11 protein-coding genes are annotated in these 12,071 nt (G+C 38.4%); 9 read left to right on the top strand and 2 right to left on the bottom strand.

From position 1 onward, the window contains the following. Nucleotides 1-3: 3 nt before the first annotated feature. Nucleotides 4-720 carry an MIP/aquaporin family protein gene (locus FC81_RS09035; protein WP_057745989.1) on the top strand — a complete coding sequence of 239 codons (717 nt, stop codon included), beginning with the start codon at nucleotides 4-6 and terminating at the stop codon, nucleotides 718-720. Nucleotides 721-1,033: 313 nt separating this feature from the next. After that, the gene (locus FC81_RS09030; protein WP_057745986.1) at nucleotides 1,034-2,251 is read left to right on the top strand and encodes an acetate/propionate family kinase; all 1,218 of its coding nucleotides are present in this window, start codon (nucleotides 1,034-1,036) and stop codon (nucleotides 2,249-2,251) included. Nucleotides 2,252-2,350: 99 nt separating this feature from the next. Here the strand turns inward: FC81_RS09030 and FC81_RS09025 are convergent, their stop codons facing one another. Next, nucleotides 2,351-3,769: an anion permease gene (locus tag FC81_RS09025; RefSeq protein WP_083478805.1), complete on the bottom strand. Its 1,419-nt coding sequence runs from the start codon at nucleotides 3,767-3,769 to the stop codon at nucleotides 2,351-2,353. Between the two features lie 15 nt (nucleotides 3,770-3,784). After that, nucleotides 3,785-5,404 carry a malolactic enzyme gene (locus tag FC81_RS09020; protein ID WP_057745983.1) on the bottom strand — a complete coding sequence of 540 codons (1,620 nt, stop codon included), beginning with the start codon at nucleotides 5,402-5,404 and terminating at the stop codon, nucleotides 3,785-3,787. Between the two features lie 136 nt (nucleotides 5,405-5,540). Between FC81_RS09020 and FC81_RS09015 the strand changes: the two genes are divergently transcribed. The 7 genes from FC81_RS09015 to FC81_RS08985 all read left to right on the top strand — a co-directional run bounded on the left by FC81_RS09015 (nucleotide 5,541) and on the right by FC81_RS08985 (nucleotide 12,053). Continuing rightward, nucleotides 5,541-6,440, top strand: a complete 900-nt coding sequence (locus FC81_RS09015; protein WP_057745980.1) for a LysR family transcriptional regulator — start codon at nucleotides 5,541-5,543, stop codon at nucleotides 6,438-6,440. Between the two features lie 92 nt (nucleotides 6,441-6,532). Then, complete coding sequence (locus FC81_RS09010) at nucleotides 6,533-7,426, top strand: ABC transporter ATP-binding protein (RefSeq protein ID WP_057745977.1); 894 nt, start codon at nucleotides 6,533-6,535, stop codon at nucleotides 7,424-7,426. Next, nucleotides 7,423-8,640: an ABC transporter permease gene (locus tag FC81_RS09005; RefSeq protein ID WP_057745974.1), complete on the top strand. Its 1,218-nt coding sequence runs from the start codon at nucleotides 7,423-7,425 to the stop codon at nucleotides 8,638-8,640. Before FC81_RS09010 ends, FC81_RS09005 begins: the two co-directional genes overlap by 4 nt. Nucleotides 8,641-9,077: 437 nt before the next feature. Further along, a complete protein-coding gene (locus tag FC81_RS09000) occupies nucleotides 9,078-9,440 on the top strand; it encodes a GntR family transcriptional regulator (RefSeq protein WP_057745971.1) in 363 nt (120 codons plus the stop codon). 2 nt (nucleotides 9,441-9,442) lie between these two features. Further along, entirely contained in the window at nucleotides 9,443-10,312 is an 870-nt protein-coding gene (locus tag FC81_RS08995) for an ATP-binding cassette domain-containing protein (protein ID WP_057745968.1), read from the top strand. Then, nucleotides 10,309-11,091, top strand: coding sequence for a hypothetical protein (locus FC81_RS08990; protein ID WP_057745965.1), 783 nt, complete (start codon nucleotides 10,309-10,311; stop codon nucleotides 11,089-11,091). Before FC81_RS08995 ends, FC81_RS08990 begins: the two co-directional genes overlap by 4 nt. Nucleotides 11,092-11,177: 86 nt before the next feature. Continuing rightward, a complete protein-coding gene (locus FC81_RS08985; protein WP_057745962.1) occupies nucleotides 11,178-12,053 on the top strand; it encodes a hypothetical protein in 876 nt (291 codons plus the stop codon). The last annotated feature ends 18 nt before the right edge of the window (nucleotides 12,054-12,071 follow it).

Below are 12,071 nucleotides of genomic sequence, written 5' to 3'. Positions count from 1 at the left end.
AAGATGAATAGTATTCCAATTCAAGCATTAGGAGAATTTATCGGAACCTTTGTTTTAGTACTATTGGGTGATGGTGTTGTTGCTGGTGTTAGTTTGAGTAAATCTAAGGCCAATGGTGCTGGTTGGGTGGCGATCTCATTTGGCTGGGGATTCGCTGTAACAATGGGAATCTATACCTCAGCTTTTCTAGGACCAGCACATCTTAATCCTGCAGTTACGATCGGAATGGCACTTGCGGGCAAGTTTCCCTGGTCAGGGGTTTTGCCATTCACAATCGCGCAAATTCTGGGGGCGTTTGTAGGCGCTGTCTTAGTTTGGATTCACTACGGGCCGCATTGGAAAGCAACTAAAGATGAAGCAGCAATTCTAGGGACCTTCGCGACTGGACCAGCGATTCGAAGTTATTTTGCTAATTTTATGAGTGAAGTTATTGGAACATTCGTCTTAGTCTTTTCATTATTGGCGTTTACACGAGGTCAATTCACTGCAGGATTGAATCCTGTGATTGTTGGAATTCTAATCATAGTAATCGGTCTTTCTCTTGGAGGAACTACGGGGTATGCTATCAACCCTGCCCGAGATTTAGGGCCACGCTTAGCCCACGCTATTTTACCGATTCAAAATAAAGGTGGTTCTGATTGGGCTTATAGCTGGGTTCCGATAGTTGGACCGCTTGTGGGAGGTATTTTAGGAGCTGGTTTGTTCGTGATCCTACCATAAGTTAAAAAATAAGGACTTAGAATAAGTACTCTGAAACTAACCTGTTGGAATAACCAACAGGTTAGTTTTTTAGAATGAGTATCAATGTGAATTGTTTGGCAATTACTTTATTTCGCTTAAATAAAGTTTATTATAGGTTGCTTTTATTTTTTTGGACAATAAAGGCTGTAAAACCAATCTTATGTATCAAAAAACATTTGTTTATATTTATTGCATCTATAGGGTTGACATTATAGTGAAAATGATTATTATTATATTTGTGAAGTAAATCACATTACTGATAACAATTCCAAAATTTATTGGAGGAATAACTATGGAAAAAATATTGGCTGTTAATTCAGGAAGTTCAACACTTAAGGTTCGGCTTTTTGCGATGCCATTAGAGGAAAGCCTAGTTAGTATGCTATTTGATCCAATCAATGCTGATGATTGTAACATAACTTTTAAACAAGATAATTTTCAAACAAAATTGCACTTAGACACAGGAATTGATTATACTGAAGCAATTGAATTGGCACTTAAATTATTGAAGAAATATCATGTGATTAATGATTTCGCTGAAATTAGTGGGATTGGACACCGAATCGTTGCAGGAGGTGAGAAGTTCACGAAATCAACTGTAATTACAGATAGTGTCTTGGAAGATATTGAAGATTTAGCTGAATTTGCACCACTGCATAATCCAGCTAATGCTAAGGGGATTCGGGCAACTAAGCGTCTTTTGCCTCAGGCTCGACAAGTAGCTGTTTTTGATACGGCATTTCACGCTACAATGTCTAAAAAGAATTTCTTATATGCACTGCCATATGAATATTATCGAACATTAAAAGTTCGTAAATATGGTGCACATGGGACTAGCCACCGCTACGTTGCAATGCAGGCAGCAGCTTTGATGCGACGTCCACTTGATTCTTTAAAGTTGATTACTCTGCATTTAGGTGCAGGTGCATCTGTAACTGCTATTGATAAGGGCAAAAGTGTTGATACCTCCATGGGTTTTTCACCCGTTACCGGCCTAGTAATGAGTACACGCGCAGGAGATGTTGATCCGTCAGCACTCTTTTACCTTATGCATAAGGGTGTAATTAAGGATGTTGATGAGTGTCTGACTATTCTAAATAAAAAGTCAGGTCTGCGAGGCATTTCGGAACTTAGCAACGATATGCGAACACTAGAAAAAGAAGCACCTACTGACCAGCAGGCACAGTTAGCAATTGATATATTTGTAAAACGGATCGTTGATTATATTGGTGCTTATTGGCTTGAGTTAGGCGGAGCTGATGCAATTATTTTTACTGGTGGAATCGGTGAAAAGGATGCGGTTATGCGAGAACGAATTGCCGAAAAATTAGTACCGCTGCATGTCTTGGCAGCATCTGAGGGTAGTTGGACCGCTGAAGATGAGTTAGATTTCACTGCTCAAGGTAGTAGTGCTAAATTATTGATGATCCCAACTAATGAAGAACTGATGATCGCTAGAGATGTCTTTAATTTAAGCCCGGTTCACAATAGCAAAGAACTTTCGCGTTAATGATCAAAAAATAAAGTAAAGGAGTTAAGCCAAATTTTTTAGGCTTAACTCCTTTACTTTAATAAGATATTATTTTAGGTCGAATAGTATCGTACTTTTCTAGAATACACCGATGATTTTCATCCACAACGTTCCAACACCTAGCCAGATAACTAAGTAAAAGATTCCTAAGACGGCATTTAAAGCCCACCAGTCTTTTTGAAGAACGTAGCCGGATGAAAAGAGGATTGGTGCAGGACCAGAACTGTAATGTGTTGTTGAAGCGAAAAGATTGCCGAAGAAACCGAGCATTAAAGCACCTAAAAGCGGCGGAACACCCGCTGCAACTGCAACACCTAGCAATGCAGTATACATAGCGCTGACGTGGGCAGTTGCACTTGCAAAAAGGTAGTGTGAATAGAAATAAAATAGAATTAAAATAACCAGAACGACTGGCCAGCTTAAACCATGTAAACTAGTTGAAATGGTTTTGCTTAGCCAAGGTATAAACCCTAAAGTGTTCAACTGGTTAGCCATCATAACAAGAATTGAAAACCATGTTAAAGTATTCCAGGCACCTTTTTCCTGCAGAATATCGGACCATGATAGTACACCAGTAAGCAGGAGGAGTGACAAAGCAATAAAGGCTGTTAATGTCGCATCGATCTTGAAGGTTCCGCCTGAAATCCAAAGAACGAGTGCAACAATAAAAATAACAGACATAAAACGTTCTGCCAAAGACATATGTCCCATCGCGGTTAGTTGATCATCAGCCCATTTTTTAGCATTAGGTGTTTTCTTAACTTGAGGTGGATAAAGTTTATAAATTAAGAATGGAACGACAACTAATGAGATAGCTCCAGGGATAAGTGCCGCTAAAAACCAACCCATCCATGTGATGTTAACATGAGCAGCTTTAGCTAAAGATTGTGCTAATGGATTACCAGCCATCGCAGTTAAAAACATTGCAGAAGTAATCATGTTGCCGTGAAACTCAGCAAAAGTTAGAAAAGAACCAATTTTCCTTTCAGTCTGATCTTCAGGGCTAGAGCCAAAGGAACGCGATAAGGAGTCAATGATCGGGTACATAATACCACCGGCTCTGGCAGTATTACTTGGTGTAGCGGGGGCTAAGATCAAATCAACCCCAATTAATGAATAGGCGAGCCCCAAGGTCTTCTTGCCAAATAGTCTAACGAAAATAAGTGCGATCCGGCGGCCCAACCCGGTTTTGATAAATCCTCGTGAAATGAAGAAGGCCATAGCGATCAGCCAGATACTGTCATTTCCAAAACCAGCAACCGCAGTCTCGATCTCTACTTCGCCAGTAATCACGGTAATAGTGAAGCCTAGGATAGCAACAGCTCCAATTGGCAATGGTTGTGTAATACAGCCAATGATCGTAGCGACAAAGATCGCCAGCATATGCCAAGCGGCAACTGAAACACCTAGTGGTTTAAAGGGCGTTAAGAACCAAATTAACAGTCCAATAATCAATGGGAAAAGGAATTTTTTATAATTTATTTTTGTGATACGCAATTATGTCACACTTTCTTAGTACTGCGGCGTCCATTTGGTGTCAGCAATTGCTTGGTCAACATCAGTGATTTCAGTCCGGGTCAGTTTTTGTTCAACAGCACTATTTGCAACAGCTTTAGCAACAGTGGTTGAGAAGACGTTTAATTTAGAAACAGGTGGTAGAACAGAAGCTCCTGGTTTATTCGGATCAACGATACCGCCTAGTGAGTGAGCAGCAGCTGAAATCATTTCATCGTTTAATAATGAAGCAGTTGATGCAATTACACCAAGCCCAAGTCCTGGGTAAACTAAAGCATTATTAGCTTGACCGATTTGATAAGTTATCCCATTGTATTTAACGTCTGCAACTGGGATCCCAGTTGCAACAAGAGCACGTCCTTCTGACCATTTTAAGAGATCAGCGGCCCTAGCTTCTGCTAGCTTGGTTGGATTAGAGAGCGGGAAGATGATTGGACGTTCTGTATGGGCTGCCATTTCTTTAACGACATTTTCAGTGAAAGCGCCAGGCTGAGTTGAAGTTCCAACTAAGATGGTTGGATGAATAGCTTTAACGGCCATTTCCAAGTTAGTTAATTCCGCTGCGTTAGCGAATTCACTGCGCGAACGAGCGAAAGGTTTCTGTTCAGGGGTCAGGGTTGGATCATCATCGAATAATAGCCCCTGCTTATCAACCATATAAAAATGTTTTCGGGCTTCTTTTGCCGTTAGCCCTTGTTGCAAGAATTCATCGTAAATACGTTTGGTAATACCTGCACCAGCCGTACCTGCACCGAAACAGAGATATGTTTGTTCTGTCATTTTTTGCTTGGAAATATTCATTGCGCCTAAAATCCCAGCTAGAACAATGATGCCTGTTCCTTGGATATCATCGTTAAATGTTGTGATTTGATCCTTGTACTTATTGAGTAAGTTAGCTGCATTGTCACGCCCAAAATCCTCAAAGTGAAGATATAAGTTAGGGAAGAGTTCTTCAGCTGTCTTGACAAAGTGATCCACAAAGTCATAGTACTTAGGACCTGCAACACGTTTATGGTGGTTACCGAAGTATAGCGGATCTTTTAATAGTCGTTCGTTATTTGTACCAGTATCTAAAACAACCGGCAAAACTTGACTAGGATCGATCCCAGCAGCAACTGTATAAACCATTAATTTACCAACAGCAATATCGACACCATTAGTTCCCCAATCACCGATTCCTAAGATACCTTCAGCGTCAGTAACAACGATCAAGCGAATATTACGTTTGTCGGCTGCGTTACGCAGTGAATTTTTAACCGCTTCAGGGTCGTCAATTGACAAAAAAGCAGCATTTTGCGGATCGACAAAAAGTTCACTGTAATTTTCAATCGTATCAGCAATCGTTGGATCATAAACAATTGGCATAAATTCGACAACATGTTGACTGAACATTTTAAAGAAGACAGTTCTATTCTCATTAAAGATTTCCATTAAGAATAGTCTTTTTTCAAGGTTGGAAGACTTAGTTTGAAATTGAGCGTAAACACGTTTTACTTGTTCATCCAATGTCTGAACGTATGGCGGAAGCAAGCCTTCCAAACCAAGATCTTTTCGTTCTTGCTTCGTAAAGGCGGTACCTTTATTTTTAAATGGATCATTAATAATATTTATTCCCACTAGTATTACTCCCCTTTTTTAGATTAACTCTATCGTAGACGAAGGTTATTTTTATAGTCAAAACATAGTATCATAATAAGTATTGCTTATAATGAAATTTAATTTACTGTTAGATCGGCACTTTTGGAGGGAAAAAATGAACACGAGGGATATGGAGTATTTTATAAGGCTGACTGAGGTAAAGAACTTTTCAAAGGTTGCTCAAGAATTCAAGGTGAGCCAACCAAGTGTTACTTTTGCATTGCAACGTTTAGAAAAAGAATTAGAGACTAAACTGATTATCCGTCACCGTGCACATGGGCAACTGTTAATAACTGATAGCGGGCAGCAACTATTATTGCATGCACGGCAAATGCTGAAACACTATCAACTAACCAAGATAGAAATAACTAATATTAAACAAAAGAAATTAGTGCTAGGATTACCGCCGATTATTGAAAATAATTATTTTCCACTAATTGCCCGGAGATTAAAAGCTGAGAATCTCTTGGATAGAATAAAAACGATGGAGTATGGTTCGATGCGCACACTTGATGCTCTACGGAAGGGGGAAATTGATCTAGCTTTACTAGGATCAATCGGTTCGTTAAGCGATGAAGAAATTGTTACAGAGGAGTTTGATCGCCAGCCTTTTAGTATTTTTGTTTCGCGCAATCATCGTCTAGCCAATAAAAAGAGTGTCTATTTTGCGGATTTAAAAAAAGAGGACTTTGTATTGTTTAAGGACGGTTTTGTACATAATCAAGCGATTAATGCTTTAGCACGCAGAAATCATTTTAGACCGCACGTGGTTTTTCGTTCGAATGGAACCCATAGCTTAATGAATTTGATTGCTGATGAAGTTGGAATCGGGTTTTTAACTTCTGTTATTACCCCGATGCGAGATGATATTGTCAAGGTTGATCTATTAGATAAAGACACCCCACATTTTGTAACGAGTATTGCATATCGGCAAGCTTATTTTTTTAATAGTTTACAAAGTGAAATCTTAAATAATGTCAGACGAACTCTTTTCAAGAATATTAATAATAAATAACGTTAAATTATATATGCTATAATTAAAAAAACAAAAAGCAGCTGGTTGTTAGCACAAAACTAATTACTACTGCGTTATCAAGGAGGAAATAAATGCTTGAAGTAAGCAACCTTTATAAGAACTTTTCGGATAAACGTGTTTTGAAAGGAATTGACTTTACAGTCACAAGTGGGCAGATTACAGGTTTAGTTGGTAAGAATGGATCAGGTAAAACGACTATTTTTCATAGTATCCTAAACTTTGTTGGCTTTGAAGGTCAAATTACCTTTAATGGCAAAAAAGTAACGGAACAAGATTATCCGCAAATAGGTTATCTGCCTGAAGAGCGCAGTCTAATGCCTAAACTGACTGTTTTTGAACAAGTTCGTTTTTTGTCGAACCTTAAAGGAATTTCAACCAAGGAAGTGCAACGACGTTTGGATGTGTGGTTGAAGAAATTACAGGTTAAGGGTAAGCCAGATGATAAGATCAAGAGCTTATCTAAAGGAAACCAACAGAAGATTCAATTAATCTGTACATTATTACATGAACCGCAGTTGATTATTTTGGATGAACCATTTAGCGGGTTGGACCCACTGAATACAGACCTTTTAAAGAATATTATTTTAGATGAGAAAAAAAGAGGAGCAACAATTATTTTTTCAGATCATGATATGACGAATGTTGAAGAAATATGCGATGATCTGATTATGATCAATGATGGAAAAGTTGTTTTAAATGGTAATATTCAAACTGTTAGGAACAGCTTTGGATTAACGCGGCTTTTTGTCAAGTCAAGCTGGACAGAGTCTCAATTAGCGGAATTGGCACATGTTACTAAGGTTACATCAACTAAGACTGGCGGTTATCGGTTGGAAATTGATGATGAAAATTATGGGGCAGAGCTTTTTAAAACTATTACTAAAGGTGAGTATGTCCAAACCTTTGATCAGCAGCCGCCAACATTGAACGAAATATTTAAGCTGAAAGCAGGTGAGGGTAAATGAGCCAAGTTGGAATAGTACTTAAAGAAACCTATCGGCGGCAAGTTAAGGCTTGGAGTTTTCTGATACTGGTTGTTTCACCTTTTATCTTCATTTTAATTTCCTTTGGAGTGGGTTACCTGGCGTCTTCAGTGGGACAGGATAATGATAAAGTCGCAATCGTTACAAACGATGCCGCTTTACGTCATGAATTACAGCAAGATAAGGACACGGTTACAACGAAGTATGCTTCAAGCCGGCAAGCTACAAAGGCTGTAAAGGATGAGAAGATCAAAGGTTATCTAAAAATCGAACAGAAGAATGAACGGCTTACAGCAGCCTATCATGGCGTGAAGCACTTAACACAAGATGAAAAAAAGGTGTTTTTACAGGTCCTGTCTAAAAAACAACAGGTACTTAATATTCAAAAAGCTAAGTTGACGGAAGAACAAGTTGGTTTATTAGCTGTTCAACCACAGCTGGAACAAAAAGTTAAGGTTAGCAAGGAAGATCAAGAAGCGGTCAAGACAATTTCATTTATGTTGTTAATCTTTGTAATGTATTTTATCTTGATAACTTACACATCGGCTACTGCACAAGAGATTGCTTCCGAAAAGGGAACAAAAATTATGGAAATTATCTTTTCAAGTATGCCTGCGCAAAAGTATTTTTATGGCAAAATCGGCGGAATGTTCTGTGTTATAGCGACACAAATTTTGATATATATATTCGGCGGGGGACTAATCTATAGTCTTGCTCCACGGCTTGAGGTCTCTAGAGAGATTTTTAATAACAATAAGGAATTAGTTGATAAGGTAATTGCCAATTTGGGTTCTTTAAGTTTAGTTTACGTTATTCTGGGGGTTATTTTATTTACAGTGTTGGCGGCGCTTTGTGGAGCATTGGTCGTTCGGCCAGAAGATGCAACTAAGGCGACTCAACCTGCACTGTATATTGTAATGATCGGTTTTTTTGGTGCATTAGCGTTCGGACAAGACCCGACTAATATCGTCGTGAAGATCTTATCGTTCATCCCATTTCTTTCGTCGTTTTTTATGCCTATCAGAATAATCGATGGCAGTGCGGGGATAAGCCAAGTTGTTATTTCACTGCTTATCTTAGTAATTAGCACATTTGGGTTAACGGCTTATGTTGGCAAAATTTATTCAGGCTTGATTTTACAAACTGATGATATTGGTTTATTCAAGAGTTTCAAGCGCGGAATTAGAATTAAGTAGTTGTGAAGAAGGAACTAGATACATTTAAATAGTAGGACCTATGAAGTGCACGGGGACTGTATCAAAAGTATTTTTGATGTAGTTCCTTATTTATTTTGTGTAAAAATACTGCATAAATAAAATTATTGAATGGGATTCTTTAGTGCAGTCCCATAGACTAGTAGGAGTTGACACTTTAAATAACTAGTGATATGGTTAACTGCATAAGTAACTAACCAATCAAGGCGAATGGCCTTTAATAGGGCTAGAAAATGGTTGGACAGATTAATATTTTGAAAATAAATGTTAATGAATTGTGCTGCATTAAGAAATATTTAGGAATAACTGCTGTTTGTGTGTATTACCTAGTGTAACGCAGGAAGGACGAGCGGATGTCATAAGACAATGAAACTTGAGTACGGATTCGGACTTGTAAACGTAGTGAAGAGGTGAAAAGGATGCGTTTTAACTTTAATAGTTCAGAGCCAATTTATTTGCAAGTAGCCCAACAGGTTCAAGAAGCTATCTTTACTAAGACATACTTAGAGGGTGAACAAATACCATCGACAACAGAGATTTCGCGTGATTTTCATATTAATCCAGCAACCGTTTTAAAAGGAATGAATTTACTTGTTGCAGATGGTTTGGTTGAAAAGAAGCGAGGGATCGGGATGTTTGTAGCTGAGGGAGCACAGAGTAAAGTTGTGGAAAAAAGAAGAGAATTATTTTATCAGGATGAAGTGGTCAAACTGATTAGTGAGGCTCAGAAACTACAGATCTCACAAACAGAATTAATGGAATTAATTAAGAGGGGGTTCTAGGGATGGAAGGAATTGTTGTTAAAGGGATCCAAAAGAATTTCGGCAAAAAGACGGTTTTACAGGATGTTGATTTACAAATTAAACCCGGAAAGATATATGGCCTTTTAGGGCGAAATGGAGCGGGAAAGAGCACCCTGCTGAGTATTATTGCTAACCGTATTTTTCCTAATATGGGAACGATAACACTTGATGGACAAACGGTTTTTGAAAATGACAAGGCTCTGGGACAGATGTATCTGATGAGTGAGCGTAATCTTTACTCTAAGAGTAGCAAACTAAAACATTTATTAGGGACCACTGAACTTTTGTATGGTAATTTTGATTACGAGTATGCATATCAATTAGCCGAAAAGTTTTCACTTGATTTGAATCAGAAATTTGGCAAACTTTCAACTGGGTACCGCAGTATTTTCAAACTGATTGTTTCGCTGTGCGTACCAGCAAAGTATATTTTATTGGATGAACCGGTTTTAGGTTTGGATGCGAATCATCGCGAGTTGTTTTACCGCGAAATGGTGGATAATTATGTTAAAACAGGAAAAACCTTTGTGATCTCAACTCATCTTATTGAAGAGATTACCAATAGTTTAGAGCATATCTTTATAATAAAGAACGGACAAATAATTATTGATGGTGATGTGGAGGATGTCTTGAACAAAGCTTATCTTGTTTCTGGACCAGCTAAAGAAGTTGCCCAATATACTGCAGGATTGAATGTTATCGGGCAGGAAAAGCTAGGCAATATTCAAGGTGACTATGTTTTTGGAAAGTTGGATAGCGAGCGTGTACTGCCAGACACCGTCACAGTGGAAAAGCCGAATTTACAAAAACTATTTATTAACTTAACTAACACGAAGGAGGAAAACAAGTGATAACAGCAAAAGAGAAAAGCGTGGTCTTTTACTTATTTAAACGCGTATTTCGCCAACTATTGTTTGTCTTTATGTGGTTCTTGATTGGAGGAGTTATTTTTCCAATGACGTTATCCCTCATAACTGGCAGTAACTATAATTTATTGCAAGCAATCAGGAGCCTTGAACTTGGACCGACTTTTTATCTTGTTATCGGCTGCCTAGCGCTGCTGAGTTATGATGATTTTAAACTGCTGATTCAAAATGGTGTTTCGCGGTATACCTACTGGAAGGCCAAAGTAATTACCTTTATTGGAATCAGCGTACTTAGTCAGACAATTGCAATTATATACTTCTTTTTGATGAGATTAATTTTAAATGGTAATCGTTGGGAAGATTATTCTCTGTTTATGCAAGTTTATGGGGGGTTCTTTAAAAATACGACGATAGCATATTTAGTAAGCTTTATTTTTGCAATTTTATCGGCCGGTGTTTTTTCTTTAAGTTGTATTCTGGTCGGCAGTATTTTTAGCTTATTTACTAAAAGACAACGGAGACTTATAATTTTAGCACTAATAACGCTATTTATTGTCGGGATAGCAACCATTTCCAACACATATCAGCACATTGCTTTTAACGCAGAACCATGGTTTGTTAATACTCTAAACTTCTTAGTAGGGTATGATAAAGGTGGGACGTTAAACCCAACAATGCCTTTTATTGACATGGTACTCTTGGGAATAATCGTCTGTTTTGGCAGTTTACAGGTTATTAAACGTTTCAAAATTAGAAATGAATAGTTTCTTAAGCTTCGACCGAATCTACTTGTCTTAGATAAACAGTAGTTTATACTGATAAGATAAAGTAAATATAAGGAAGTGAAGCAATGAATAAGAACGGGGAGCAAATAAACAGACGTGGACGTAACCTTGTTAAGATCCCTAGTTATGCCATAAGCCGCTGGTTGGTCGCTGCATTGGGGATAACGCTTTTCTGTGCAGTCGGGGCGTACACACTGCAAAAGACCCTTTTAAATTCAGAGTTCGTCGTTCCACAAATCACTAAAGCAGAATATGTTGATGAGGCCGCAACGACCGCTAACAATGTTGTGGCCGATTTGGCGTCTACTAATGGTATTCCAACGACTTTAACCGGTAATCTGGTTACCGCGGAACAAATCAAACAAGATGTAACAGAAGTCGTGACAAATCTTTATGCAGGCAAAACAGACGTAATCAATAATCACAAAATCAAGCAGCAAATTAGTCAGAATATAGCTTTGAAAGCTCAAAATGCGGGGATCTCAACGAGTAATGAAGAATTTACCGCGGTGCAAGCAGCTTTATTAGGGAGTGTTGACAATTATCTTAACCAAACGCTTCAGGCTGAGTATTTGGATAAAGCAGCGACAACAATAAGTAGTGTCGCCAAAACGATCAACGCTATTTTTTGGCTTAATGTGGTGCTGACATTGTTTTTCACGTTTATCTTACTTTTACATGATCGCTCCCTCTTACGCTGGGCCCATTATTGGGGGTTAGCGGCGCTGTGGAGCGGTCTATTGATGGCGCTAGTGGTTTTTGGGATCAATAATAGTGGTATTTTCGTGCAAATAGCGGAGCGTGCGGATCAAGCAAGCGGTTTGGTTGAGAAATTGCTTGAAACCAGTGCAGTGAAGTTTCAGAATGCTGGTTTATTATTAGCCGCAGGCGGTTTGGTTGGAATTATAATTGGGTTATTTAGAAAAAAGGGTAGAGTTTAAGCTGAAAGCGAGTATTTT

Source organism: Liquorilactobacillus capillatus DSM 19910 (assembly GCF_001434915.1).
In the GTDB taxonomy this organism is placed as follows: domain Bacteria; phylum Bacillota; class Bacilli; order Lactobacillales; family Lactobacillaceae; genus Liquorilactobacillus; species Liquorilactobacillus capillatus.
Note: the sequence above shows the minus strand (reverse complement) of the source record. Positions and strands in the feature narration are given on the sequence as shown.